The sequence below is a fragment of the Nonomuraea sp. NPDC049419 genome, from assembly GCF_040676995.1.
GTDB lineage: Bacteria > Actinomycetota > Actinomycetes > Streptosporangiales > Streptosporangiaceae > Nonomuraea > Nonomuraea salmonea.
The window spans coordinates 869592-896108 of the sequence record NZ_JBFAQB010000002.1 but is presented as its reverse complement, the minus strand read 5'-3'; the positions used below and the strand labels follow the sequence as shown (position 1 = coordinate 896108).

General features: G+C 71.0%; 22 protein-coding genes. 10 read left to right on the top strand and 12 right to left on the bottom strand.

Annotated elements, in window-relative coordinates:
- Positions 1-41: 41 nt before the first annotated feature.
- The 6 genes from AB0K12_RS09395 to AB0K12_RS09370 form a co-directional block, all read right to left on the bottom strand.
- Positions 42-920, bottom strand: coding sequence for a biotin-dependent carboxyltransferase family protein (locus tag AB0K12_RS09395; RefSeq protein ID WP_364557333.1), 879 nt, complete (start codon positions 918-920; stop codon positions 42-44).
- Entirely contained in the window at positions 917-1534 is a 618-nt protein-coding gene (locus AB0K12_RS09390) for an allophanate hydrolase subunit 1 (RefSeq protein ID WP_364557330.1), read from the bottom strand. The genes AB0K12_RS09395 and AB0K12_RS09390 overlap by 4 nt, the downstream gene beginning before the upstream one ends.
- Positions 1531-2286: a 5-oxoprolinase subunit PxpA gene (locus tag AB0K12_RS09385; RefSeq protein WP_364557327.1), complete on the bottom strand. Its 756-nt coding sequence runs from the start codon at positions 2284-2286 to the stop codon at positions 1531-1533. The genes AB0K12_RS09390 and AB0K12_RS09385 overlap by 4 nt, the downstream gene beginning before the upstream one ends.
- Before the next feature lie 23 nt (positions 2287-2309).
- Complete coding sequence (locus AB0K12_RS09380) at positions 2310-3086, bottom strand: thioesterase family protein (protein ID WP_364557324.1); 777 nt, start codon at positions 3084-3086, stop codon at positions 2310-2312.
- An 11-nt stretch (positions 3087-3097) separates the two neighbouring features.
- A complete protein-coding gene (locus AB0K12_RS09375; RefSeq protein WP_364364486.1) occupies positions 3098-4588 on the bottom strand; it encodes a hypothetical protein in 1491 nt (496 codons plus the stop codon).
- Positions 4589-4814: 226 nt separating this feature from the next.
- Positions 4815-5039 carry a hypothetical protein gene (locus AB0K12_RS09370; protein ID WP_106250249.1) on the bottom strand — a complete coding sequence of 75 codons (225 nt, stop codon included), beginning with the start codon at positions 5037-5039 and terminating at the stop codon, positions 4815-4817.
- 154 nt (positions 5040-5193) lie between these two features.
- Here AB0K12_RS09370 and AB0K12_RS09365 point away from each other — a divergent pair, with 154 nt between their 5' ends.
- The 3 genes from AB0K12_RS09365 (at position 5194) to AB0K12_RS09355 (ending at position 10000) form a co-directional block, all read left to right on the top strand.
- A complete protein-coding gene (locus tag AB0K12_RS09365; RefSeq protein WP_364557321.1) occupies positions 5194-5763 on the top strand; it encodes an HhH-GPD-type base excision DNA repair protein in 570 nt (189 codons plus the stop codon).
- Positions 5764-6017: 254 nt separating this feature from the next.
- The gene (locus tag AB0K12_RS09360) at positions 6018-8111 is read left to right on the top strand and encodes a SpoIIE family protein phosphatase (protein WP_355413117.1); all 2094 of its coding nucleotides are present in this window, start codon (positions 6018-6020) and stop codon (positions 8109-8111) included.
- Between the two features lie 242 nt (positions 8112-8353).
- Positions 8354-10000, top strand: coding sequence for an RNA polymerase sigma factor (locus AB0K12_RS09355; RefSeq protein WP_364557317.1), 1647 nt, complete (start codon positions 8354-8356; stop codon positions 9998-10000).
- A 119-nt stretch (positions 10001-10119) separates the two neighbouring features.
- Here AB0K12_RS09355 and AB0K12_RS09350 read toward each other — a convergent pair whose 3' ends face one another.
- Complete coding sequence (locus AB0K12_RS09350) at positions 10120-10854, bottom strand: peroxide stress protein YaaA (RefSeq protein WP_364557315.1); 735 nt, start codon at positions 10852-10854, stop codon at positions 10120-10122.
- Between the two features lie 65 nt (positions 10855-10919).
- Between AB0K12_RS09350 and AB0K12_RS09345 the strand changes: the two genes are divergently transcribed.
- Positions 10920-11621 (top strand): GNAT family N-acetyltransferase, encoded by a 702-nt coding sequence (locus tag AB0K12_RS09345; RefSeq protein ID WP_364557312.1) that lies wholly within the window; start codon positions 10920-10922, stop codon positions 11619-11621.
- Between the two features lie 339 nt (positions 11622-11960).
- Here AB0K12_RS09345 and AB0K12_RS09340 read toward each other — a convergent pair whose 3' ends face one another.
- Positions 11961-12191: a hypothetical protein gene (locus AB0K12_RS09340; protein WP_364557309.1), complete on the bottom strand. Its 231-nt coding sequence runs from the start codon at positions 12189-12191 to the stop codon at positions 11961-11963.
- A gap of 247 nt (positions 12192-12438) precedes the next feature.
- Here AB0K12_RS09340 and AB0K12_RS09335 point away from each other — a divergent pair, with 247 nt between their 5' ends.
- Positions 12439-14505: a DNA topoisomerase IV subunit B gene (locus AB0K12_RS09335; RefSeq protein WP_364557306.1), complete on the top strand. Its 2067-nt coding sequence runs from the start codon at positions 12439-12441 to the stop codon at positions 14503-14505.
- Positions 14506-15046: 541 nt separating this feature from the next.
- Here AB0K12_RS09335 and AB0K12_RS09330 read toward each other — a convergent pair.
- A complete protein-coding gene (locus AB0K12_RS09330) occupies positions 15047-15541 on the bottom strand; it encodes a carbonic anhydrase (protein WP_364557304.1) in 495 nt (164 codons plus the stop codon).
- A 138-nt stretch (positions 15542-15679) separates the two neighbouring features.
- Here AB0K12_RS09330 and AB0K12_RS09325 point away from each other — a divergent pair, with 138 nt between their 5' ends.
- Complete coding sequence (locus AB0K12_RS09325) at positions 15680-15997, top strand: hypothetical protein (RefSeq protein WP_364557301.1); 318 nt, start codon at positions 15680-15682, stop codon at positions 15995-15997.
- A gap of 153 nt (positions 15998-16150) precedes the next feature.
- Here AB0K12_RS09325 and AB0K12_RS09320 read toward each other — a convergent pair whose 3' ends face one another.
- Positions 16151-16714 carry a thioredoxin family protein gene (locus AB0K12_RS09320; protein ID WP_364557298.1) on the bottom strand — a complete coding sequence of 188 codons (564 nt, stop codon included), beginning with the start codon at positions 16712-16714 and terminating at the stop codon, positions 16151-16153.
- Between AB0K12_RS09320 and AB0K12_RS09315 the strand changes: the two genes are divergently transcribed.
- Positions 16713-17120: a VOC family protein gene (locus tag AB0K12_RS09315; protein WP_364557295.1), complete on the top strand. Its 408-nt coding sequence runs from the start codon at positions 16713-16715 to the stop codon at positions 17118-17120. The two genes, AB0K12_RS09320 and AB0K12_RS09315, sit on opposite strands and share 2 nt — an antisense overlap.
- A gap of 151 nt (positions 17121-17271) precedes the next feature.
- Positions 17272-17403 (top strand): hypothetical protein, encoded by a 132-nt coding sequence (locus AB0K12_RS09310; RefSeq protein WP_364557292.1) that lies wholly within the window; start codon positions 17272-17274, stop codon positions 17401-17403.
- Positions 17404-17434: 31 nt separating this feature from the next.
- Here AB0K12_RS09310 and AB0K12_RS09305 read toward each other — a convergent pair whose 3' ends face one another.
- Positions 17435-20485, bottom strand: a complete 3051-nt coding sequence (locus tag AB0K12_RS09305; protein ID WP_364557289.1) for a glycoside hydrolase family 3 N-terminal domain-containing protein — start codon at positions 20483-20485, stop codon at positions 17435-17437.
- 129 nt (positions 20486-20614) lie between these two features.
- Positions 20615-23116, bottom strand: a complete 2502-nt coding sequence (locus AB0K12_RS09300; protein ID WP_364557286.1) for a DNA topoisomerase IV subunit A — start codon at positions 23114-23116, stop codon at positions 20615-20617.
- A gap of 400 nt (positions 23117-23516) precedes the next feature.
- On the opposite strand from AB0K12_RS09300, the gene AB0K12_RS09295 reads away from it, so the two are divergent.
- Together AB0K12_RS09295 and AB0K12_RS09290 are read left to right on the top strand one after the other, a co-directional pair.
- Positions 23517-24341 (top strand): TauD/TfdA family dioxygenase, encoded by an 825-nt coding sequence (locus tag AB0K12_RS09295; RefSeq protein ID WP_364557283.1) that lies wholly within the window; start codon positions 23517-23519, stop codon positions 24339-24341.
- A gap of 60 nt (positions 24342-24401) precedes the next feature.
- A complete protein-coding gene (locus AB0K12_RS09290; RefSeq protein ID WP_364557280.1) occupies positions 24402-26516 on the top strand; it encodes a RecQ family ATP-dependent DNA helicase in 2115 nt (704 codons plus the stop codon).
- Position 26517: the final 1 nt, after the last annotated feature.

The following is a 26517-nucleotide window of genomic DNA, read 5'->3' as shown; positions in this document are numbered from 1 at the left end:
CCCCGGCGTGGTGACGATCGGTGTCTTGGGCCGGCTCGGCCTCATGTGCCGGCGCGGCCGCTGCGGCCCTGGGCGAGCGTGAAGCGGACCTGGTCGCCTGGCCGCAGCTGGGCGGCCACCGGCAGGTCGGCGTCCAGCACGACCGCGATCACCGGGTAGCCGCCGGTGGGCGGGTGGTCGGCGAGGAAGACGATCGGCTGCCCGCTCGGCGGCACCTGCACGGCCCCGGTCACCATGCCCTCACTGGGCAGCTCGCCCTCCCTGGCCCGCGCCAGCTCGGGTCCGCGCAGTCGCACGCCGACGCGGTTGCTGTCCTGGCTCACCTCGTACGGCCGCCCGCACAGCACCTCCAGCGCGCCGCCCGCGAACCAGTCGTCGCGCGGCCCCGGCACCACCCGCAGCGCGGCGGGCCGCGGCCCCGGCAGCGGCGCCTGGTCCACGGTGATCAGCCCGTCGGCCAGGCCGACCGGCAGCGTGTCGCCGGCCCGCAGCGGCGGGGGCCCGAGCCCGGACAGCGAGTCGGTCGACCTGCTGCCGAGCACCGGCTCGACCGCGATGCCGCCGCGCACCGCCACGTACGTACGCAGCCCTGTCTCGGGCGTCCCGAAGCTCAGCTCGGCTCCGGCGGGCACCCAGAACGGCGCCCCCATGCCGGGCCGCACCCCGGAGGCGCCCGCCACCCGCACCTCCAGCGGCGCCCCCGTCACCGCCACCCAGGCCGCGTCCGTGAACCGCAGCCGCGCCCCGCCGAACGTCAGCTCGATCCCGGCCTGCCACTCGGTGTTGCCGACCAGCCGGTTGGCCAGCTTCAACGCGGAAGCGTCGGCCGCGCCCGAGCACGGCACGCCCAGATGCGCGAACCCCGGCCGCCCGAGATCCTGGACGGTCGCGTAGGGACCCGGCGCCACGACCTCGATCATGCGGCCTCGAACCGCACCCGCGTGCCCGGCCTGAACAGCGACGGCGGATCGGCAGAAACGTCCCACACCCGCACCGACGTTCGCCCGAGCAGCCGCCACCCGCCGGGCGACGCCGTCGGATAGACCGCCGAGTAGGGCCCCGCGACGGCCACGGACCCGGCGGGCACCGACGTGCGCGGCGTGTCGAGCCTGGGCATCTCCAGCACCGGGTCGAGCCCGGTCAGGTAGGCGAAGCCGGGGGCGAACCCCAGCCACCCCACCACCAGCTCGCGCCCGGTGTGCCGGTCGATCACCTCCGCCACGGAGATCCCGGCCAGCTCGGCCACGGACTCCAGGTCGGCCCCGTCGTAGACGACGGGAATGGTCACGACAGGCCGTTCGCGGCCTTCGCCCGCCGCCGTCTTGCCGCTCTCCTCGCGTACGACCGACTCGAGCCGCGCCCGCAACCGCCCCTGATCCGCGCCCGGCGCCACCACCAGCACCGTCGCGGGCCCCGGCACGATCTCCACGACGCCCGCCGGCCGCGCCGCGCGCAACGCCGCGTCGACGCGGTGCGACAGCTCCAGCGAGCCCGTCTCCACGAGCAGCCCGTGCTCCCCGGCCGTGCGGATCACGCGAACGCCTGCAGGACCACTCCGGCGGCCAGCAGCGCGTCGCGCACTCCCTGCGCCAGCCTGACCGCGTCAGGCGTGTCTCCGTGGACGCAGATGGAACGCGCGGAAAGAGGCACGGAACTGCCGTCAGCGGCCGTCACAGAGCCTTCCACGGCCATCTGGCGGGCGCGGGCGGCCACCGCCCCGGGGTCGTGGATGACCGAGCCGGGCTCGCGGCGCGGCACCAGCATGCCCGCCGGCGTGTACGCCCGGTCGGCGAACGCCTCGCTCACCGTCGGCACCCCCTCGGCCGCCGCCACCCGGTGCACCACCGAGCCGGGCAGGGTCAGCACCGGCAGCGCGGGGTCGTAGTCGGCGACCGCCTCGATCACCGCCGTGGCCTGCTCCTCGTCGCGGCAGATCCGGTTGTAGAGCGCGCCGTGCGGCTTGACGTAGGAGACCCGCCCGCCCATCGCCCTGGCGATGCCGTCGACGGCGGCGAGCTGGTAGAGCACCTCGGCGCACAGCTCCTCCGGCTCGACCTCCATCTCCCTGCGCCCGAAGTGGGCCAGGTCGCGATAGGACACCTGCGCCCCGATCGACACCCCGCGGTCCACGGCCGCCGCGCACGTGCGCCTGATCGTCACCGGGTCGCCCGCGTGGAAGCCGCAGGCCACGTTGGCGCTCGTGACGATGTCGAGCAGCGCGAGGTCGTCGCCGAGCCGCCAGATGCCGAAACCCTCGCCCAGGTCAGCGTTCAGGTCGATCACCATGGCATCCATCATGGCGGGTAGGGCTACCTCGGCGCGACGAACAACGTCTGCGTGGCCGCGCCGATCTCGCCGCTCTCGTCGTACAGGGTGCTCCGTGTCAGGCCGCGGCCGGACGGGCCGACGACGGTCTGCGCGTCCATGCAGACCCATTCGCCCGCCGGCGCGCGGAACAGCGAGATCGTCAGATCGACGTTCACGAACACGTGCGTGTCGAAGCCGAGGGCGGCGCTGATGCCGTTGCCGCTGTCGGCGAGCACCGCCACCCGCTCGAACGGCGCCGGCTCCTCGCCCTCGACCAGCGGCACGCGCAGCCTGCCCCACGCGGTCGCGGGGCCCGTCTCACCGGGACCGCCCGCGACGAACCGCCACTCCATCGCCCGCCCGTAGCCGAAGTCGGTGGCGAGCCAGGAGCCGTCGGGCTCGACGGGGTGCGGGGGAGCGGGCGGGGCGGCCCCGCCCACCGGGGCCATCTCCTCCGTACGGATGCGCCAGGCCGTGGCCCTGACGTATTCGCGGCCGCCCGACGACACGCTGGCCGACAGGCACTGCACCCGCTTGCCGTCGCGTACGACGTCGGTCGTGACCTCAAGCTCGGCCACCGGCACCGGCGCGAACACGTCGGCCACCAGCCGGGACGGCTCCAGCCCCGGGCGCGGCGCGGTCTGGGCCAGCTCGTGCGCGATCAGCGCGGCGACCGGCCCCATGTGCTGCGTGCGCGGATCCCAAGGACCTTGGGTGTGCTCCGACGCCAGGTAACGGCCCGCATGATCAGCACGGGTGAGTCGCCGGTACATCGCCATGGAAGAAGACTCTAGAACTCGTCGGGGATGTCCGCGATGTCGTCGAGCGCCGCCGCCAGCTCGTCGGGATGGCCGCCGATCCGCTCGACGATCTCGATCAGCACGTGGAGCACGTCGTGGCGGTCGTGGCCGAGGTCGAGCAGCCGCTGCGCGGCCTCCCACAGCTGCGGCGGGTCGCCGTCCCACAGCCGGCTCGCGATCTCCTCGTGCCAGGCCAGGTGCTCCTGGTCGATCACGGTGCCGTGGTCGATCTCGAGTAACGTACGGCGGTCGGCGGCGTCGGCAGGGTCGAGCCGGTCGAGGTCGATGCCGTTGTGGGTGCCCTGCAGATAAGGGAAGGCGAAGGCCCGCCTGGCCAGCGCCGACAGGTCACCGTCCGGCAGCAGCCGCTCCAGCAGCGGCCGGTCGAGCCCGAACGTCGTCGGGTCGCGGTAGGCCTCGGGGAACTTGCCGATCGCCTCCCACACCGCGTCGAGCGTGGCCTTGAGCCCCTGTTCGGGCAGCCCCGTGCGGCGCGCCGCGAAGCGCACCCACGCCGCCAGCACGTGCGGCATCGCCTCCTGCTCCGCCTCGCTCAGCATCACCTTGCGCGGCAGCCAGTCGAGCAGGAACGTCTCGCACTTGGTCGGGCTCACCCGCAGCGGCCGGTTGAAGTCCTGGTCGCAGCCGTAGTCGATGATGTGGTCGGCGCAGCGCGAGGCCGCCGAGGGGTCGGACAGGTGCTCAGCGGCGTCGGAGGCGAGGAACTCCGCCGCCAGCATCGCCCGCCGCTCCCTGCTGTAGGGGGCCTCGGTGTGCAGCGGCGCGGGCCGCTTGCGTCCCGGCGGCAGCGCCTTGAGCCTGGCCCTGGCGAAGGCGTGGTAGGCGCTGTAGCTGTCGCTCACCGGCGGCGGCGTCTTCGGCTCTCTGGTGGCCTTCATCGCCGACTCCAGCAGCGCCCTGGCCTGGTCGGGCTCGATCTCCTCGAACAGCAGCAGCGGATTGCCCGCCGCCTCGGCCCTGGCCTGCTCAAGCAGCTTGTCGACCTGCGAGGAGACCCAGGCGTCGCGGGCCATGCCGCTCATGTTGTAGTCGACCACCAGGACCAGCGCGTGGCGGTCCATCGGCTGCTCGCTGTCGTTCCAGCGGTAGGCGAAGGTGCAGATCACCGTGTCCTGGTCGCCGTAGGCGTCGCGGGAGACGTAGCAGCCGGCCGGTTTGACCGCGCCGACCCGGTCGGCCCAGCCGGGGCGCGCCACCCCCGACTCCATCATCGCCAGCGCCGCGCCCTCCGCCTTGGCGCCCTGGCGGGCGGTGCCGAGGTAGGCCAGGCAGATGAGCAGCGTGAGCGAGGCCGGGGTGCCGGCCTTGGCGGCGTAGTCGACCAGCCCTTCGCCGAGCACCTGCTCGACGTCGCCGCCCCTGACCCGCCTGCCCCACCAGGCGCCGATCATGTCGGAGACCATCAGCTCCGCGTCGAGGGGAGTGCGTACGGCCAGCAACTCACGAGCCGCCTGCACCATCTCCTTGAACACGTCGTCAGGAGGGGTGCTCTCCCGGGGATCTCGTCGGTGTCGGCGCACACCCTCACTCTCTCGTATTCCGGGCGCGGACGGTGCGGAGAACACGGCCCGGTGACCTCGATGTTATCGGCGGCGGCCATCGAGAAGGACACGAGACGGACACGCCGATCAGGACACTTCACGCTCGTCACGCCGTCTCGGGACGCCGTGCGCCGGCGCCCCGGGGTCAGCGGATGCCGCGCGGCGGCGGCGCGGAGTTGACGATCGCGAGCAGGTGCTCCCGGGCGATGCGTTCCACGATCTCGGGTGTCGCCGAGATGCCCAGGTGCTGCGCGCACGCGCACACGTCGGCCACGCATCGGTCGATCGTGTCCACGGGCACGGTAAGGAACTCTTCGGCCAGCCTGAGACTGACCGGCTCCCGCAGGAACCGTGTGGCCAGAGCGAGCATAGGAGTGAGATTCCTCTGGAACCGTAGGGGCAAACCCCCAGGAATGTCTGCAGGGCGACTTGCGCTCCCATTCCACCTTTTCTCGGGCGCGTGTCAAGGCTCCGCGCGGCCTGTGTTCACTTCACCGGGTGAGCTTTCATGCAAAGCTGTCTCCATGCGCATCCAGCTCGCCCAGCGGAGCGAGGCGAACGAGCTCCTCGGCCGCAGCCCGTTCGCCCTGCTCGTCGGCATGCTGCTCGACCAGCAGATCCCCATGGAATGGGCGTTCACGGGGCCGTACACGATCTCCGAGCGGCTCGGGCGCGACCTGACCGCGCAGGAGGTCGCCTCCTGCGACCCCGAGGCGTTCACCGCCCTGCTCGCGGACAAGCCGGCCGTGCATCGCTACCCCAAATCCATGGCGGCCCGCATCCAGCAGCTGGCTGCCTATATCGTCGAGCACTACGACGGACGGCCCGAGAACATCTGGGCCGACGCCGCCGACGGTCAAGAATTGGTGAAACGACTCATGGCCCTGCCGGGATACGGCAAGCAGAAGGCCCAGATCTTTTTGGCATTGCTGGGCAAGCAGTTGGGGGTCCAGCCATCAGGCTGGCGTGAAGCAGCCGGACTCTACGGCGAGGAGGGGTCGTACCGGTCGGTGGCCGACGTGGTCGACGCCGACAGCCTGGCCCGCGTGCGGGCGGCCAAACAGGAGGCCAAGCGCGCGGCCAAGGGCCAGTAGGGGCCCAGAGGTCGTGGCGGGATCCGCCCCGGCGATCTGGCGCTGTAACCTGATCTTGCTGCGCAATGTGGAGCGACTTTGACAGGATGCGTAGACCCTAAAGGCGACAGGGCCGCGGCGGGGGCTTCCGTCCGTACATGCCCATCGTCGATGATGTACTGCAGAATCCGGTCGCCCGGAGCTGCGCTACGCCGATACACAGTTATGGAGATGTGCCGCGTGGGAGACCCTGGCACGCGACGGAGGTGCGGACCATGAGCGCCGAGACCTCCGTTCCCCGTCCCCGGGAGTCGGATGTGGACATCTCAGACTCCGCCCTCTTCAAGGGCATGTTGTCGGAGGCCGAGTTCGCCTTCGCGTTCTTCGACGCCGACAGCCGCATCCAGCGGGTCAACGACGTCTTCAGCGACGTCGTCAACGTGCCCGCCGACCGCATGATCGGCAGGCAGCCGGTCGAGGTGCTGTCCGCCGACCTCAGCCAGATCATCACGCACGCCGTGCAGGCGGTCATCGAGGGTGACGCGCCGGTCACCGAGGGCCGCGTCCGCGTGCGCTCCGCCGAGGGCGACACGCGCCACTGGTCGCTGTCGTTCTCGCCGGTCCACGACGACGCCGGCGAGCTGCGCGCGATCGCCCTGGTCGGGCTCGACGTCACCGAGAGCCGCCAGACAGAGGAGGCGCTGCGCCGCAGCGAGGAGCGCTACCGCTCGCTGGTCGAGGCGCAGTCCCAGCTCGTCTGGATCACCTCGCCCACCGGCGCCGTGGTCGAGGACGCCCCGCAGTGGCGCGCCATCACCGGCCAGGGCCTGGAGGAATACCTCGCCAACGGCTGGCTGGAGGTCGTCCACCCCGAGGAGCGGCAGCAGACCGAGGAGGCGTGGCGCGAGGCGCTGCGCGGCCGCACCATGTTCGAGTGGAACTACCGGGTGCGCACCCGGGCGAGCGGCTACCGCCACTTCGAGGTGCGGGCCGTGCCGATCATCCGCCACGGCAGGGTGGTGGAGTGGGTCGGCGCCAACACCGACGTCACGCCGCAGCGCGAGGCCGAGGAGATGCGCGGCAGGCTGACCGACCAGCTCGGCGCCGCCGCCCTGCGCACCGCGCGGCTCCAGGGCGCCACGGCCATGCTGGCGGAGGCGCTGACGGTCGAGCAGGTCGTCCAGGTCATCATCGACGTGGGCCGCACCGCGCTGGCCGCCGACCGCTCGGCCGTCGCGCTGCTCGACACCGACCGCGCCGCGCTCAAGCTGATCAACGGCGAGGGCATCCTCGAGGCGTCAGGGGCCACCGGCGACGAGATCCCGCTGTCCCACTCCAACGTGATGACCATGGCGGTCAACAGCCGCCGCCCGGTCTTCGCCGAGTCGCCCGAGTCGCTGAAGGCGCAGCTCCTCGAGGCCGGTGGCGACGAGGAGGTGCTGGCCCAGTTCCTCGCCCACGGCGACGAGCGGGCCTGGGTGGGCCTGCCGCTGCTGGCCGCCGGGCGCGCGCTCGGCGCCCTGCGCTTCTCCTTCACCAGGCCACAGAAGATCTCCCAGGAGGACGGCGTCTTCCTGGAGGCACTGGCCGGTCAGTGCGCGCTCGCCGTCGAGCGGGCCACCCTGTTCGAGCGCGAGCACCGCACCGCCGAGACGCTGCAGCGCAGCCTGCTCCCTGACCGCCTGCCGGTGATCAAGGGCTTGGTGCTGGCCCAGCGCTTCCGCTCGGGCAGCCGCCACGTCCAGGTCGGCGGCGACTGGTACGACGCGTTCGAGCTGCAGGACGGGCGGGTCGCGGCGGTCGTCGGCGACGTCATGGGCAAGGGCGTCAAGGCCGCGGCCGGCATGGGCCGCATCCGCAACGCCATGCGGGCGCTGGCGCTGACCAACCCGCCGCCCGCGGCCGTGCTCACCGGTCTCGACCGCGTCTTCGACGCGACCGAGGAAGAAGAGCAGGTCACGACGCTGGCGTACATGGTGGTCGAGCCCGTCACCGGCGAGGGCACGCTGGCCATGGCGGGACACCCGCCACCCGTCCTGGTCTCTCCGCAGGGCACGGCGATCCTGTGCGACGCAGAGCCCGGCACTCCGCTAGGCTGGCCGACCAGCCGGAGGCAGTTCAGGTTCGTGGTGCCGCCCGGCCATACCGCCGTGCTCTACTCCGACGGTCTCGTCGAGAACAGGAAGCGCGGACTGGATGCCGGGCTCGCAGAGCTTTGCAGTGTTGTGACCGAAGCGCCGCCTGAGGTGGTGAGCAGTCCGCACATGCTGCTGGACTTCCTGGTTGACCGGATGTTGTCTGGATATGAACAGGATGATGACGTTACCGCGCTCGCAATCCACGTCCCACCAGCCACGAAGAGTGACTGAATGAAACAGTCATAACGGTTGCTTTCGGGTATCAGTGCCCCGCTTACGTACGCACTACTGTCTTGGTCGGCCTAGGGTGGAGGTCAACCGCCGGGAGGTGGCCGTATGGATCGCGGGGTCGTGCCACAATGCTGTGCAGGTCCGTCGCGGTCCGCACGGCCTCACCGATCTCCGAGAGAGGCAACAGCCCCCCAGCGGGCATCTGGGTCCATTGTCGCCACGCGTTCGTTCGAGAGGTGTTCGTGTCGCCTGCAAGTTCGACTCGCTCGAAGCCACAAGAGCTGAACGAGCCCGTCATTCAGCGACTGCTCGAGCGTGGGCGCTCGCAGGGTTTCCTCGAGTCTGAGGATGTCCGTCAGGCCTTCGAGGAGGCGGACATCCCCATGTCGCACGCCGCCGCGTTCTTGCGGAACCTCAGCAAAGAGGGCGTGACCGTGGTGGTGACCGCCGCGGATTCGGCTGCGCCGAAGAAGTCTCGTCCAGCAAAGCGCCGCACCGCCGCCCCCGTCAAGACCAAGACGGCGGCGGCCGCCAAAGAGCAGCAGCCCGAGACCGTGACCGCGGTCGTGGGCACCGCTGAAGCCGAGCCGGCCGCCAAGAAGGCGGCCCCTGCCAAGAAGGCCGCTCCGGCGGCGAAGAAGGCCGCGGCATCCGCCGCCGCCAAGAAGGCCGAGCCGAAGAACGCTGGGCCTGCCGAGACCAAGCCCAAGGGGCCCGACGCCGCGCGCGACGCCGACGACGACGAGGACCTCGAGCTCGACGGCGACGTAGTGCTCGACGAGCTCGAGGACATCGACGTCGACGACGACGAGATCGTGGCCGAAGGCGACTCCGAGGGCGACTCCGACGACGACACCGAGTCCGACGACGAACCGAAGGCCGCCGAGGTCGCCGTGGAGAAGAGCGAGGAAGAAGTCCTCATCCTCTCCGACGACGACGATGACGCCCCGGTCGCGCAGGTCGCGGCCGCCGGCGCCACCGCCGACCCGGTCAAGGACTACCTCAAGCAGATCGGCAAGGTCCCCCTGCTCAACGCCGAGCAGGAGGTCGAGCTGGCCAAGCGCATCGAGGCCGGCCTGTTCGCCGAGGAGCAGCTGGGCGGTGGCGAGGCCGAGGGGCTCCCCGTCGACGTCAAGGCCGAGCTTGAGTGGATCGCCGAAGACGGCCGCCGCGCCAAGAACCACCTGCTGGAGGCCAACCTCCGGCTCGTGGTCTCGCTGGCCAAGCGCTACACCGGGCGCGGCATGCTGTTCCTCGACCTGATCCAGGAAGGCAACCTGGGCCTCATCAGGGCCGTCGAGAAGTTCGACTACACCAAGGGCTACAAGTTCTCCACCTACGCCACGTGGTGGATCCGGCAGGCGATCACGCGTGCCATGGCCGACCAGGCGCGGACGATCCGCATCCCGGTCCACATGGTCGAAGTGATCAACAAGCTGGCCCGGGTCCAGCGGCAGATGCTGCAGGACCTCGGCCGCGAGCCCACGCCGGAAGAGCTGGCCCGCGAGCTGGACATGACGCCCGAGAAGGTCGTCGAGGTCCAGAAGTACGGCCGCGAGCCCATCTCCCTCCACACCCCGCTGGGCGAGGAGGGCGACAGCGAGTTCGGTGACCTCATCGAGGACTCCGAGGCCATCGTGCCGGCCGACGCCGTCAGCTTCACGCTGCTGCAGGAGCAGCTGCACTCCGTTCTCGACACGTTGTCGGAGCGGGAGGCGGGCGTCGTGTCCATGCGCTTCGGTCTCACGGACGGCCAGCCCAAGACGCTGGACGAGATCGGCAAGGTTTACGGGGTCACCCGTGAGCGCATCCGCCAGATCGAGTCCAAGACCATGTCGAAGCTGCGCCACCCGTCCAGGTCCCAGGTCCTGCGCGACTACCTGGACTGACCCGCATCAGGGCCCTGGTTCGCTGGGGCTCACCTCGTTGTGCGAAACGCCCCGCCGGAGTTCCGGCGGGGCGTTTCGGCTTCTCCGGTGAGCTCAGGTGTTCCTGGGGTTCCAACTTTCTACAGGTGAATGTCCAGCACCCAGGGGCGCTTGGAGTTCGTGGGAGCCGTGAGGTGTGTGGTGTAGCCGAGGGAGTCGAGGGTCTTGACCAGCTCCTCAGGCGTGGACGGCTGCGTCGGCTGGTGAAGCAGGGCGCGGGCGATCTCGCCGCGGGTGGCCTTGGCCATGTGGCTGACGACCTTGCCGTCGCGGAACACGCGTACCGTCACCGAGCGTGACCCCGGCTGCCAGGCACCCGCGTACGTGGCCGAGCGGAGATCCACCACCAGCCCCGGCAGCCGGTCGAGCTCCTTGGAGATCACCGGACGCCAGAAGGCCGCCAGACCGCCGACCGGCGGCAGGTTGACGCCCATGGACAGGCGGTAGGGCGGGATGCGGTCGGTGATCCGCACCGCACCCCAGAGCCCGGAGAAGATCAGCACGGACTCCTCGGCCCGCGCGAGCGCCTCCGCGTCCAGGGTCGCCAGGCCGAGGTTGTCGTACAGGACGCCGGTGTAGAGGGCGGCGGCGGGCAGGGTGGGCGCGGCCGCCAGCGCGATGTTCTTGGCCAGCTCGCCCGCGAGGCCCGGCGTCAGGCCCAGCACGTCGAGGGCGTCGCGGCGTTTGGAGGCCCGGACGAGCGCGGTCATCACCCGCTTGCGGGACTTGCCGAGGGAGGGGAAGGACAGCTCGCCCACGGGCGGGCCGTCGCCCTCCGACGCCTTGCCTTCGGACGGCGGCAACAGAATCAGCACAGTCCTCTACCCTATTGGCCCTGGCCAGTGGCCCTTTCCCAGGCTCGGGTCGCTAGGCTGCGCGGGTGGATGTCGACCTGCTCGTTCATGAGGCATGGCCCGCTTTCGAGGTGCGGGCGTACGACGGATGGCTGCTGCGACACGCCGGCGGGGTCACCAAGAGAGCCAATTCCGTGCTGGCGCTCGAGCGGCCGTCCGACCTGGACCGGGCGATCTCGGCGGCTGAGGACTTCTACCGGGAGCGGGGGCAGCGGTGCTTCTTCTCCATGGGCCCTGGCACCATGCCGGGGCTGGACGAGGAGCTCGGACGCCGGGGATACGAGGTGGTCGACCCCACGGTCGTCATGTCGGGGACGCCCAAGGGCGAGCCCGCCCCCGAGGTCAGGGTCGAGGAGCGGCCCTGGCCGGGCTGGCTGGAGACCTGGTGGGCCGTGGACGGCCGCTACGCCGACGGGCTCGCCGTGGCCGAGCGGATCTGCACCGGCGTGCCGGCCCTGTACGCGGCGTACGAGGAGGGCGGCCGGGCGCTGGCCGTCGGCCGGGCCGTCCCGCAGGGCGACATGCTCGGCGTCTACTGCATGGCCACGCTGCCCGAGGCCCGGCGCAGGGGACTGGCCAGGACGGTGCTGCGGGCACTGGTCGCCCGTGCGGGCGGCGGCGAGGCGTACCTGGTGGTGACGGCTCAGAACGCGGCCGCCCAGTCCCTCTACCGAGGCGAGGGCTTCACGGCGACGGACCGCTACCACTACCGCGCCGCCCCCCTCTGACCCGCACCCCCTACCCCGGTATCACCGCGATCGGGCTCCCCGGTATGTCGCCACGGCGGCATGAGCCTGCCCCGAGCGGCCGGCGTGCGCTCAAGTCACCACGTGGCGGGCTTCGTCGCGTACGAGCGCGACGCCCGTGGTTTCGTCACCGCGAACCAGGACCTGGTGGGCACGGGCCGCGCCACCCGTGCCGACCACCGCCGAGGAGCGAGCCCGGAGCGGCCGCCCGAGGACGGAGAATCACGGGCGGATGAAAGCACGACGGCGACTCCGGGTGGACCCGGAGTCGCCGTCGTGCGTTTCGCAATATGTGGTTATCTCACACGGTGAACGCTGTGATCAGCGCTCACCGCTGGGGGCGGTTGCAGGGGTTTCGCTGAGCCGAGCCGACTCGTCCAGGATGTCGGCGCCCTTTTCACGCAGCGCTGCGATGTGCTGACGCCCGTGGTGGGCGCAGAACAGCAGCTCCCCACCCACAGGCAGGGTCGCGCGAATGTAGGCCTGGGCGCCGCAGCGGTCGCAGCGGTCGAGGGCCGTCAGCGGCTTAACGGGGGCGAGAGCTCCAGTCACGTATCGCCTTTCGGGTCACCCCCGCCGAAGCGAGGATCTGGCGTCAGTCACTTGGAACAACATCTAACCGGACGTGGACGTTCCCAACCGCCCCCTCTCTACGCCCAGAGCGGAATGTGCCCGAAAGTAATGACGATCAGCCGGTTGGTAACGGCAAACGAGCGACCATGGCAAGCTTGTACGCGCGCGTAGGGGAAGAACGGTAGGCTACGCACACGTGTTCGATGACGAGAACAGGGGAGCTGGAGTGACGCTAGTGGAGGCGGGTTACACGGCTCGTCACCTGTCGGTGCTTGAGGGTCTCGAGGCCGTCCGCAAGCGCCCGGGCATGTACATCGGGTCCACCGACAGTCGCGGGCTCATGCACTGCCTCTGGGAGATCGTGGACAACGGCGTCGACGAGGCGCTGGCGGGCCACTGTGACCGCATCGAGGTCGAGCTCTACGCCGACGGCTCCATCGAGGTGCGCGACAACGGCCGCGGCATCCCCGTCGACATCGAGCCCAAGAGCGGCCTGGCCGGCGTCGAGCTCGTCTACACCAAGCTCCACGCGGGCGGCAAGTTCGGCGGCGGCTCCTACGGCGCCTCCGGCGGCCTGCACGGCGTGGGCGCCTCCGTGGTCAACGCCCTGTCGGCGCGCGTCGACGTCGAGGTCGACCGTGACGGGGTGATCCACGAGATCAGCTTCAGGCGCGGGGTCCCCGGCGTCTTCGACGGCGATGGACCCACCGCCAAGTTCAAGAAGAAGTCCGGCCTGCGCATCGGCGACAAGATCCCGAAGAACGTCTCGGGCACCCGCGTGCGCTTCTGGGCCGACAAGCAGATCTTCCTCCCCGACGCCGAGGTCTCGCTCGACGAGATCCACGTACGCCTGCGGCAGACCGCGTTCCTGGTCCCCGGCCTGACCCTGGCCGTCTACGACAGCCGGCACGAGGAGCGCCTGGAGGAGGAGTTCCGCTTCGACGGCGGCATCTCCGAGTTCACCGAGTTCCTGGCCCGCGACGAGGCGATCTGCGACGTGCTGCGCCTGCAGGGCGTCGGCCACTTCCACGAGACCGTGCCGGTCCTCGACGACCAGGGCCACATGACGCCCACCGAGGTCCAGCGCGAGCTGACGGTCGACGTGGCGGTCCGCTGGGGCAAGGGCTACGAGTCCACCGTGCGCTCGTTCGTCAACGTCATCGCCACGCCCAAGGGCGGCACCCACCTCACCGGTTTCGAGCGCGGCCTCGTCCGTACGATCAACGAGCTGCTGCGCGAGACCCGCCTGCTGAAGAACGGCGACGACCCCGTCACCAAGGACGACATCTCCGAGGGCCTGACCGGCGTGGTCACGGTCCGGGTGCCCGAGCCGCAGTTCGAGGGACAGACCAAGGAGGTGCTCGGCACCTCCGCCGCCACCCGCATCGTCTCCCACGTGGTCTCGCGCGAGCTCAAAGAGCTGTTCACCAACCCGCCGCGCGGCTACAAGCAGCCGCTCAGGGCCGTGCTGGAGAAGATCGTCGCCGCCGCCAAGGCCCGCATCGCGGCCCGCGAGCACCGCGACAACCAGCGCCGCAAGAGCGCGCTGGAAAACTCCGCGCTGCCGGCCAAGCTGGTCGACTGCCGCAGCGACGCCGTCGACCGCAGCGAGCTGTTCATCGTCGAGGGCGACTCGGCGCTCGGCACCGCCAAGCTGGCCCGCGACTCCGAGTTCCAGGCGCTGCTGCCGATCCGGGGCAAGATCCTCAACGTCCAGAAGGCGTCCGTGAGCGACATGCTCAAAAACGCCGAGTGCGCCGCCATCATCCAGGTGGTCGGGGCCGGGTCGGGCCGCACGTTCGACATCGACTCCGCCCGCTACGGCAAGGTCATCCTCATGGCCGACGCCGACGTCGACGGCGCCCACATCCGCTGCCTGCTGCTGACCCTCTTCCACCGCTACATGCGGCCGATGGTCGAGGCCGGGCGGGTGTTCGCCGCGGTGCCGCCACTGCACCGCATCGAGCTGACCAACCCGGGGCGCGGCAAGGACAAATACATCTACTGCTACTCCGACGCCGAGCTGCAGAAGGTGCTGCGCGACCTGGAGCGGCGCGGCAAGCGGTGGAAGGACCCGGTGCAGCGCTACAAGGGTCTCGGCGAGATGGACGCCGACCAGCTGGCCGAGACCACCATGGACCCGCGCCACCGCATCCTGCGCCGGGTCCGCATCGAGGACGCCGAGGCGGCCGAGCACATCTTCAACCTGCTGATGGGCAGCGAGGTCGCGCCGCGCCGCGAGTTCATCGTCAACAGCGCCGCCGAAGTCGACCGCGACCACATCGACGCCTGACCACCCACGCTTTCGGCCCGGCCCCGACCGCCCACGCGCGATACGGCGGCCGGGCCGCTTGAGTGACCGCGGTGTGTGAGCGGGGGCGGACCGGCCCGAGACGGACAAGCGGCGGTCATGGCGGCGCGGCACCCGCGGATGGTCATCGCGAACGTGTGCGAGGGGCCCCTTGGCGCTCGCCCTCCTTTGCGTCTGAGGGGTGTTCGCCTCGGCTCGTCATGGTGGGTGGGCGGGTGGGCGGCATCGCTGTCCCGATGAGGCGCCTGCGCGCCCGATGACGCGTCGCGCGGCTCGAACGGGAGGGCCTGAAGGGACTGGCGGGGTCTCAGCGGCCCTGTGCGGCTTTCCAGGCCCACAAAATCCCTTCATGCCCCCTTGATCGTCTCGGCGCGTCATCCAGGCGCTGAGGCCGTCTGAGGGCCCTTCAGCGCGTCCGACGGCGAGGCGGGTGTTGCGTCGGACGCGCGGAGGCTCGCTGCGGCGGGTCCGGTGCCGCAGCGAGCGGTGGGCGGCCGTGAGTAAGGGGGCGTCGGCGTGCTCGTCAGTCCGGGAAGGGGGACAGCAGGCCGGTGTGGACGTCGTAGAGGGCGCCGGCCACCGGCATGCCCGGGGGCAGGAACGGGGTGCTGCGGATCCGGGTGAGGTCGTGGCGCATGGCCCCGGCCTGGTCGGAGACGGTGTGGAAGTCCAGCATGCGGGTGTCCACCCCGTGGGTCTGAGTGAGGTCGTGCACGTCGTCGTCCGTCACCTTCGACATGCCGCAGTCCGTGTGCGCCATGACGAGCACCCGCTCCACGCCGAGCAGGTAAACGGCCAGCACCAAAGTACGCAGGACGTCATCCGTTACGCGGGCGCCCGCGTTTCGCAGAATCTTGGCGTCGCCGGGTTTGAGCCCCAGCAGGCCGAGGGGGTCGATGCGGGAGTCCATGCAGGTCACCACCGCCAGACCACGGGCCGCGCGGCCGGTCAGTTCGGAGGTGCCGAACTCCTTGGCGAACGTCGCGTTGGCGGCATACAGATCGTCGAACGCACTCATGCCTCAAATAATCCCCCACCCCGCAAAAGTCATGTTCGCGGGGGCCCGACTGGCCGTAGTTGGCAAACGTCCCACGAGAGAGCCTCACCTTGAGTGATGATGTCGTAGCCGTACGTACGTGATCGAAGAAGGTTTGTCGTGAGTAGGTCAGAATCGCTCGCTGAGTACCTCCGTGCTCAAGCCCGGCGTCGCCTCGACCGCGTGGAGTCCAGGGACGAGGGGCGAAACGCCAGGTGCGCGCTCGCGCTCCTCGACGCCGCCGCGTACGCGGCCGCCCTGCCCGACGACGATCCCCTCATCCTCATGCTCGACCAGGCCGGCTGCTTCGGCCCGCTGGGGTGCGAGGAGTTCGATCCGGGGGAGGCGGGCACCACGCTGATCCGGCACTGGCAGGGCGGGGAGCCCCACGACCTGCTCCTCGCCCTTCCCGCCGCGATCGCCGCCGCCACCTCCTGACCGGGACGGACTCGTCGGGATCGGGCTCGTGCCCTGGTCCGGGCCCTGAGCAGGCAGCTGCCCAGGCGTGGGTCAGGCCGGCCGCTCGGCTCAGGCGGGCTGCTCGGGGTCCGGCAGGCCGCGTCGGGCGAGGGCCCGCCGTCCCGCGTACGGTCAGGCGGGCTCGTTGCCCGGCCGCCACTTGATGCCGCAGCCGATCGACGGCCGCTGGTCCTGCGGCACCGGCAAGCCCTCCAGCACCGCGTCGATGGCCGCACGCAGCGACGCGCCTGTCACGGGCCCGTGGTTCCCCGGCCGCGCCCCGTCGAACTCGCCCCGGTACGCCAGCCGGAGCCGCCCGTCGTACAGGAAGAAGTCGGGCGTGCAGGCCGCGCGGAAGGCCTTGGCCACCTCCTGGGTGTCGTCCAGCAGGTACGGGAACGTGAACCCGGCCCGCGCCGCCTGCTCCGCGAGGTGTGTCGGGTCGTCGTCGGGGTAGGTCACGCTGTCGTTGCTGCAGATGGCGACGATCGACAACCTCGCGCCGTAGTCCTTGGCCAGGGCGGCGAGGCCGTCCTCGATCCGCCGTACGTACGGGCAGTGGTTCGACAGGAAGATCACGAGGGTGGCGGGCGACCCCTCGAGGTCACCCAGCGACACGCTGCCGCCGTCGATGGCGGTCAGGTCGAAGGCGGGTGCGGGAGTGCCGAGCGGAACCATGAACGAGTTGGCAGCCATGACACCCATTGTCGTCACGGAGAGGCTGGACAGGATGGGCGGCATAGCCGTTTTCCGAACCATCGTCATCGATTGCCGGGACCCGAAGGGACTGGCGGAGTTCTACTCGCAGCTGCTGGGCTGGCCGATCACCTCGGTCGAGGACGACTGGGTGGTGGTCACGAACGGCGGCTCGCCCGAGCGGCTGGCCTTCCAGCTCGCCGCCGACCACCAGCCGCCCGAATGGCCGAGCGCCGAGCGCCCGCAGCAGATGCACATCGACGTGACGGTGTCCGACATGGACGAGGCCGAGCGCCAGGTGCTCAAGCTCGGCGCCCGCAAGCACGAGCACCAGCCGAGCGAGAACGACTCCTTCCGCGTCTTCCTCGATCCGGCCGGCCACCCGTTCTGCCTCTGCCACGACTGACCACGCCGCCCAGAGCCGCGACCGACCACGCGGCATCGAAGCCCGGGCCGGGCGAAGGGGACTGCTCCCGGCCCGGATGAGGGGCTGACCCCGCACTCCGCGAGGTCAGCCCCGGGTCCTGTCAGGACGCCGTGAAGGAGAAGAAGGATCGGTGAGCGAGGCCGTCCAGGCCCGCGACCTCGTGGTGACCATGCTGGACGTCTCCGCGCTCGACGCCGGCTTCGACGTGGTCGTGGCTGATGACGACGTCTCCACGCAGCCAAGAGGCGTCGCGCCTCGATGAGCTTCAGGCCCCCGGCCAGGGGCCTGAAGGGTCAGCGGGTGGTTCGGGTCAGGAGGTCCACTGCCTTGCGGACGTTGCCGGACGCCAGTTCGTGGTCGGCCAGTGCCTGGAGGTCCGGGCGTTTTCCGGACTTCTGGGCCAGGTCGCGGGCCACCGAGACCACGGCGTCGGCCACCTCGTGCGGCTCGTTCTTCGAGCGGTCGAGCAGGGTGGCGGCGGCCGCCAGCCCGTCCAGCACCCTGCGCTGGTCGCGGACCGAGCCGTCGGCGTTCCAGTTCCGGCCGGACAGGGTGGCCGAGAGCGTCAGCGCGGCCGCCCCGGACGCGACGTCTCCGCGCGCGAGCCGGTCGCGGGCGTCCTTGAGCCGGTCGCGGGCCCGGTCGGTACGCAGCCCCCACCCGTACGGGAACAGCGGATCGTACGACGTGTCACCCACGTTGATCGGCAGCTGCGCGACGCTCCTGAACCAGGTGAACGGCAGCCGCCCCGTGTACGGGACCGCGCCGAACAGCGGGTCGGCGACCCCGTCGCCCTCGGTGCCGGGCAGCCACGACGCGACGACCGCCTCGACGCCCGACAGGTCGCCGAGCAGCAGCGGCCGGCCGGACACGACGAGGACGACGCACTTCATGGCCCCGCACACCGTGTCCACGGCGGCCCGGTCGGCGGCCGACAGGTCGAGTGTGCGGCCGGCGCGGCCGACGTCGCCCTGACCCTCGGCGTACGGCGTCTCGCCCACGACGACCACGCCCACGTCGTGCCCGGCGAGGTCCGCGGAGGCGTCGCGGGAGTAGGTGACGGAGGAGGCACGCGAGCGGACGGCCTCAAGAATGGTCGTGCCGGGCGTGATGGGCCCTGAGGAGCCCTGCCAGGTGATGGTCCAGCCGCCGCTCTGGTTGCCGATGTCGTCGGCGTTGGAGCCGGCCACGTACACCTTGGCGTCGCGGCGCAGCGGCAGCAGCCCGCCGTCGTTCTTCAGCAACACCTGCGACTTCGCGGCGGCCTCGCGAGCGACCGCGCGGTGCGCGGGCGAGCCGACGTCGCGCAGGTGGGAGCGGTCGGCGTAGGGGCGTTCGAACAGGCCGAGCCGGAACTTCTGGTTGAGGATCCTGGCGACGGCGTCGTCGATCCGCGACATGGGCACCCGCCCGGCCTCGACCTCGGCCTTCAGCGTGCCGGTGAACTCGGGATAGGCGTACGGCACCATGATCATGTCGAGTCCGGCGTTGACCGAGGTGCGCACGTCGGACGGATAGTCGCCGGGGATCTGGTCGATGGCCTGCCAGTCGCTGATCACGAACCCCTTGAACCCGAGCTTGCCCTTGAGCGTCCCGTTGATCAGCTCGTCGTGGGCGTGCATCTTCAGCGGCCCGCCGCCGAAGTCCACGCTGGAGAACGACGGCATCACGGTGGCGACGCCGCGCTGCACCGCCTCCTTGAACGGCGCCAGGTGGATCGCGGCCAGCTCCTTGCGGGTGGTCGTGGTGACGCCCTGGTCGATGGTGTAGTCGCCGGTCGTGGACGAGCCGAACGCGGTGCCGCCGTCGCCGACGTAGTGCTTGGCGGTGGCCAGCACGCCGTGGTCCTGCAGCCCGTCAACGACGGTGGCCATGCGGGTGACCAGCGCGGGGTCCTCGCCGAACGACTCGTACGCGCGGCCCCACCGGTCGTCGCGGGCGACGCACAGGCAGGGGGCGAAGTTCCAGGGGATGCCGGTGGCCTTGACCTCCTTGGCGGTGATCGCGGCGGCCTGCTCGACCAGGCGCGGGTCGCGGGCGGCGCCGAGCCCGGCGTTGTGCGGGAAGATCGTGGCGCCGACCACGTTGTTGTGGCCGTGCACGGCGTCCACGCCGTAGATGAGCGGCACCTGCAGGCGGGTCTGCCGGGTCTGCAGCTGGAAGGCGTCGATCATGTCGGCCCACGCCTGCGGGGTGTTCTGCGGGGGCGTCGAGCCGCCACCGGACAGCAGGGAGCCGAGCCGGTAGGCCGCGATGTCGCTCTGCTTGGCGAGGGCGCCGCGCTCGGCCTGCGTCATCTGCCCGACCTTCTCCTCCAGCGTCATCCTGGCGAGCAGATCGGCGACGCGCTGCTTGACCGGCTTGCGGGCGTCGAGGTAGGGCAGGCCGTGGGCGTTGATGACGACGACGGGCGGCTCGGCGGGCGGGCGGGCGCCCTCGCCGGACAGCTCGATCGGGATGGTCTCGGCCACCTCGTTCTGGTGGTCGCGCAGCGTCCTGACGGTGATCGTCCTGGCCGAGCCCGAGGCAGTGCCGGCCGGGAATCTCAGCGTGCCCTGGACGGGGGTGTAGTCGGCGCCGGGGGTGGCGGTGCCCGTACCGGTGCGGTAGTCCACGGCCAGGTCGGCGGGCAGGGGTGCGCCGTCGGCGGTGGTGACGGTGACGCGCAGCTCGGCGCTGCCCTTCTCGTCCACCGGCAGGACGGGCCGGTCGGCGCTCAGCCGGACCGGGCGCGGGGGAGCGGTGCCGTAGAGGCGCACCTCGTCCCAGGTGAAGGTGCCCGTCCCGATGGGCAGGCGCATCGCGTAGCCCCAGATCTCCACGAGGTCCAGCTCGCCGTCGGTGGGTGCGCCGCCCGGCTGATAGTCGGTGCGCCGGGTGAAGTCGGCGAACGGCACCCGCACCTCGCGCCAGCCGGCGACGTCGTCGGTGAAGGAGGACTCGAACAGCTCGGCGGTGCCGGGACCGCCGCCGCCGTCCTTGAGCTCGAAGAAGACCCGCTGTCCCGAGCCGGTGCCCTTGACGTAGAAGGAGAAGCCCTCGTACGCCGACCAGTCCGCGGTGGCGGGCAGGTCGTGGGACCAGCCGCCCCACTGGCTGATGGTGAAGGCGGAGGTGAGCACCCGGTTCGTCGCGGGCGCGTCGGGACGGTCGGCGCCTGGTTCGACGGTCAGGGCCGGGGTCGAGGCGGTGTCGTTGCCCCAGGCGTACACGCCGGCGGGCACGCCGTCAGACTCGAAGTCGGTGACGGTCAGCGGCTCGGCGGCCTGCGCGGGAGCGGGGGCGACGATGAGCGAGGCGGCGAGGACGAGGGCCGCCCATAACGGGGGTTTGAGTCGGGACACGTTTCCTCCAGATCAGGACACTGAGAGCGCTCTCTCAGAGGATCGGTGGCGGGACGTGTTTCATAACAGGATCGCGGTGACCGAAGTAAGACAGGCGTGGGGGACGCGGGAGCGCCCCCCGTTCGCCCGCTACTCGTCCTCGGCGGGCGCCTGGCCTCCGCCGCCGCTCGGCAGGGCGTCGGGCGTGGAGGCGAGCGCGCCGCCGATGGCGCCGATCGTGTTGGTCAGGCGTACGCCGGAGCCGTCGCGGCGGCCCAGCTCCTCGGGCAGCGGCACCGGCTTGCCCACCGCCGAGACCGCCTTGGCCGGCGCCGGGCCCGCCCAGGCCAGCAGCAGCTCGTCCTCGCCCTTGAGGAAGCGCTGGGCGCGTACGCCGCCGGTGGCCCGGCCCTTGGCGGGGAACTCGGCGTAGTCGGACATCTTGCCGCCGCCCACCTGGGTGCCGGGCAGCGCCGTGGAGGAGCCCGCGATGGTGACCACCCGGGCGGGAACCTGCGGATCGACCACGCCGAACCAGATCACCCTGGCGCCGTCGTCGAGCCTGATGCCGGCCATGCCGCCCGCGGGCCGGCCCTGGGGGCGTACGAGCGAGGCGGGGTAGCGCAGCAGCTGGGCGTCGGAGGAGATGAACACCAGGTCGTGGGACTCCGACACCAGCTCGACCGCGCCCACCACGCGGTCGCCGTCCTTCAGCGTGATCACTTCGAAGTCGTCGCGGTTGGCGGGATAGTCGGGCACCACCCGTTTCACCACGCCTTGAGCGGTGCCGAGCGCCAGGCCCGGGCTCTCGGGATCGAGCGAGCCGAGGCCGACCACCTTCTCGTCGGGCTCCAGCGAGACGTATTCGGACACCGGGTGCCCGCCCGACAGCGACGGCGGGTTGGCCGTGGACGGCAGCGTGGGCAGGTCGACGACCTGGACGCGGATCAGCCGGCCCAGCGAGGTGACGACGCCGACCTCGCCGCGTACGGACGTGCGTACGACGCTGACCAGCACGTCGTGGGCCGCCCGCTCGCCCTCCCCGGGCAGCGGCGAGGCGTCGGAGGTGCGGGCCAGCAGGCCCGTCGAGGACAGCAGCGCGAGACACGGGTCGTCGGCCACCTGCAGCTCCACCACGGGGGTGCGGGTGACGCCCGGCGACTCCAGCAGGACCGTGCGGCGCGGCGTGCCGTATTTCTTGGCGACGTCGGCCAGCTCGCCCGAGACCACCTGGCGCAGCTTGGTGTCGGAGGAGAGGATCTCGGTCAGCTTCGCGATCTCGTCGGTCAGCGTCTCCTTCTCCCGGTCGAGCTCCAGCTTGTCGTAGCGGGTCAGGCGGCGCAGCGGCGTGTCGAGGATGTAGGCGGCCTGGGTGTCGGTCAGGTCGAAGACCTCCATCAGGCGGGTGCGCGCCTGGGCGGAGTCGTCGCTGGACCGGATGACCTGGATGACCTCGTCGATGTTGAGCAGCGCGATGATGAGGCCGTCGACCAGGTGCAGGCGCTCCTCGCGCTTGCGGCGGCGGAACTCCGAGCGGCGGCGCACGACCTCGAGCCGATGGCCGACGTAGACCTGCAGCAGCTCGCGCAGCCCGAGCGTGCGGGGCTCGTCGTCGACCAGGGCGACGTTGTTGATGCCGAACGTCTCCTCCATCGGCGTGAGCCGGTAGAGCTCCTCGAGGACCGCCTCGGGGATGAAGCCGTTCTTGATCTCGATGACCAGGCGCAGGCCCTTGTGGCGGTCGGTGAGGTCTTTGAGGTCGGCGATGCCCTGCAGCTTCTTGCTCGTCACGAGCTCTTTGATCTTGGCGACCACGCGCTCGGGACCCACGTTGTACGGCAGTTCGGTGACGACGATGCCCTTGCGCCGCGGCGTGATCTGCTCGATCGTGCACTTGGCCCGCATGCGGAACGTGCCGCGCCCGGTCTCGTAGGCGTCGCGCACGCCCTGCAGCCCGATGATCTGCCCGCCCGTCGGCAGGTCGGGCCCCGGCACGAACCTCATCAGCTCGTCGAGCGTCGCGTCGGGCTTCTTGATCAGGTGGCGGGCGGCGGCCACGACCTCGACGAGGTTGTGCGGCGCCATGTTGGTGGCCATGCCGACCGCGATGCCGCTCGTGCCGTTGACCAGCAGGTTGGGGAAGGCCGACGGCATGACGACCGGCTCGGTCTCCTGGCCGTCGTAGTTGGGCTTGAAGTCGACGGTGTCCTCGTCGATCGACTCGACCATGAGCATCGCCGCCGGGGCCAGCCTGGCCTCGGTGTAACGCATGGCGGCGGGCAGGTCGTCGGGGGAGCCGAAGTTGCCGTGGCCGTCGACGAGCGGCAGGCGCATGGAGAACGGCTGCGCCAGGCGGACGAGGGCGTCGTAGATCGCGCCGTCGCCGTGGGGGTGCAGCTTGCCCATGACGTCGCCGACGACGCGGGAGGACTTGACGTGGCCGCGGTCGGGCCGCAGGCCCATCTCGCTCATCGAGTAGAGGATGCGCCGCTGGACCGGCTTGAGCCCGTCGCGTGCGTCGGGCAGCGCGCGCTGGTAGATCACCGAGTAGGCGTACTCGAGATAGCTCCTGCGCATTTCGGAGGAGACGTCGATGTCGACGATCCGCTCCTCGAAGTCCTCGGGCGGGGGTGCTGTCGTGCGTCGGGCCATCGTATGCTGCGCGGCTGCCTCGGCCGTCGCGCCGAGGGGAAGCGCATCCTCCTTCTGTTCTTGTGCTCTAACGGTAGCCGTCAGCCCGCTGGAGAAGCGTCAGATCGGCGTGCGAGACGGCGATGCGACCCGTCTCCCGAGCCGGCGCGGCCACGCGACCGGAAGGGGTGGGGACGTCTTCGCCTATGGCAGATGATCGCACGAGCCAGGTCTTCTGTGGCGTATCCATGGTGTCGCTCACGCTTCCGGTGCCCTGGGAGGGATCCTGCCGAGGCTCAGATCCTACTCGATCCGTACGAGTTATCGCTGACTTGTTCGAGCGGGACGAGTGGCTTGACCAAGCAATTGCTTGGGTCGTACGTTCGATCCGAGGGATCCGCATCTGTCTCCGGAGGGCGTCATGATCGAGTTCCATCCCGTGACCAAGCACATCGGCGCCGAGGTCACCGGGGTCGATCTGCGCAAGCCCCTGTCACAGGAAGAGGTCGCGACCCTGCGGGCGGGCTGGCTCAAGCACCTCGTGCTGTTCTTCCGCGACCAGCCCATCGACGACGAGCAGCACCTGCAGTTCGCCCTGAACTTCGGCACGCTCAACCACCCCGCGTTCAAGAAGGACGCCACCAGCCCCATCCACGTCCTCGACCAGACCTCGCCCAAGGGGGAGGGCGGCGACGAGTGGCACAGCGACAACACCTTCGAGCCGACGCCGCCCATGGGCTCGCTGCTGCGCTGCGTGCAACTGCCCGGTGTGGGCGGCGACACGTGCTGGGCGAACACGTATCTGGCCTACGAGACGCTCTCGCCCTCCATCCAGCGGCTGTGCGACGAGCTGACCGCCGTGCACGACATCACCATGTCCATGAAGAAGGCCATCGCCAAGGGGCATCCGTTCGACCTGGCCGAGATCCAGGCCAAGTGGCCGCCCAGGGAGCGCCCGGTCGTCCGCGTGCACGCCGAGACCGGCCGCAAGGCGCTGTTCGTCAACCGCGCCTCCACCACCCGCCTGGTCGGGCTGACCGACAGGGAGAACGAGGCGCTGCTGCCGCTCCTCATCGACCACATCCGCTCGCCCGAATTCCAGGTCAGGCTGCGCTGGCGGCCCGGCACGCTGGCCTTCTGGGACAACCGGCCCACCCAGCACTACGCCGTCGCCGACTACACCGAGCGCCGCCGCATGCACCGCGTCACCATCAACGCCTTCCCCGAGCACGCCGACCCGGCCTGAAAGGCGTTTCCGTCGCGGTAGCGGCGAATTTCGTCGCCCGGAGCTGGTAACAAGGGAGGCATGATTGATGCCCCCGATGCCGCGATGCTGCGGGAAGAGGCCGAAGAGCGGCTGCAGGCGCTGGCCGGCGAGCACGCCAGGCTCCGCGACGACCAGTGGTCCGCCATCGAGGCCCTGGTGCTCGACCGCCGCAGGGTGCTCGTCGTGCAGCGCACCGGCTGGGGCAAGTCGGCCGTCTACTTCGTGGCCACCGCGCTGCTGCGGGAGATGGGCGAGGGCCCCACGGTCATCGTCTCGCCGCTGCTCGCCCTCATGCGCAACCAGATCGCCGCCGCCGAGCGCGCGGGCATCAGAGCCGTCACGATCAACTCCGCCAACCCCGAGGCGTGGGAGGAGATCTACGGCCAGGTCGCCGAGGGCATGGTCGACGTGCTGCTGGTCAGCCCCGAGCGGCTCAACAACCCCGACTTCCGCGACAACGTCCTGCCCGAGCTGGCCGAGAGCGCCGGCCTGGTCGTGGTCGACGAGGCCCACTGCATCTCCGACTGGGGCCACGACTTCCGGCCCGACTACCGCCGGCTGTCCACGCTGTTCGCGCAGCTGCCGCCCGGCATCCCGGTCCTGGCCACCACCGCCACGGCCAACGCCCGCGTCACCCGAGACGTCGCCGAGCAGCTGAGCCTGCCGCCCGAGCTGCGTCCCGAGGGCGACGACACGCTCGTCCTGCGCGGCCCGCTCGAACGCGACAGCCTCCACCTCGGCGTCGTCCGCCTGCCCACCGCCGAGCAGCGCCTCGCCTGGCTCGCCCAGACGCTGCGCGAGCTGCCCGGCTCCGGCATCGTCTACACCCTCACCGTGGCCGCCGCCCACGAGATCGCCGGCTACCTGCGCGAGCAGGGCCTCGAGGTGGCCGCCTACTCCGGGCAGACCGAGCCGGCCGAGCGGCTGGCCGCCGAGGACGCGCTGCTGGGCAACAAGATCAAGGCGCTCATCGCCACGAGCGCGCTCGGCATGGGCTTCGACAAGCCCGACCTGGGGTTCGTGATCCACGTCGGGGCGCCGCAGTCGCCTGTCGCCTACTACCAGCAGGTCGGCAGGGCGGGGCGCGGGGTCGAGCGGGCCGAGGTCATCCTGCTGCCCGGCGTCGAAGACCGCGACATCTGGGCCTACTTCGCCTCACTGGCCTTCCCGCCCGAGCCCGTCGTGCGCACCACGCTCCAGACGCTGGAGGAGCGCGGCGTCATGTCCACCCCGGCGCTGGAGACGGCGGTCGACCTGAGCCGCGGCCGGCTGGAGATGATGCTCAAGGTGCTCGACGTCGAAGGCGCCGTACGCCGGGTCAAGGGCGGCTGGGAGGCCACCGGCGAGCCCTGGGCATACGACACCGAGCGCTACGCCCGCATCGCCGCCGAGCGCCGCGCCGAGCAGGAGGCCATGCTGGCCTACCTCACCACCACCGAGTGCCGCGAGCAGTTCCTGCGCCGCCACCTCGACGACGACACCGCCACGCCCTGCGGCCGCTGCGACAACTGCACCGGCAGGCACCGCTCGCCCGAGATCGCCGCGCAGGCCGTCGAGACCGCCCGCGAGCGCCTGAGCAGGCCAGGCGTCGAGATCGACGCCCGCAGGCAGTGGCCCACCGGCCTGCCCGACCTGTCCGGGCGCATCAAGCCCGAGCTGGGCGCCGAGCCGGGCAGGGCGCTCGGGCGGCTGACCGACATCGGCTGGGGCAACCGGCTGCGCGAGCTGTTCGCCGGCGACGACGGGCCGATGCCCGACGACATGTTCGCCGCCGTGATCAAGGTGCTGACGGCGTGGGAGTGGCGGGAGCGGCCCGTCGCGGTGGTCAACGTGCCGTCGGCGAGCCGGCCCAAGCTGGTGCGCGGGTTCGCCGAGCGGCTGGCGCAGGTGGGACGGCTGCAATATCTGGGGGAGCTGGGCTACCGTGCGGGCTCGCCGGGCAGGCAGTTCAACAGCGCCAAGCGGGTGCAGGCCATCAGAGGCACCCTCGCGATGCCGAAGGATCTCAGTGCCGCGATCGCGCAGTGCGGCGGGCCGGTGCTGCTGGTCGACGACCGCGTCGACACCGGCTGGACGATGACGCTGGCGGCGGCGCAGGTGCGCCACGCGGGCGCACCGGCCGTGCTGCCGCTCGCGCTCGCAGTGACCAGCTGAG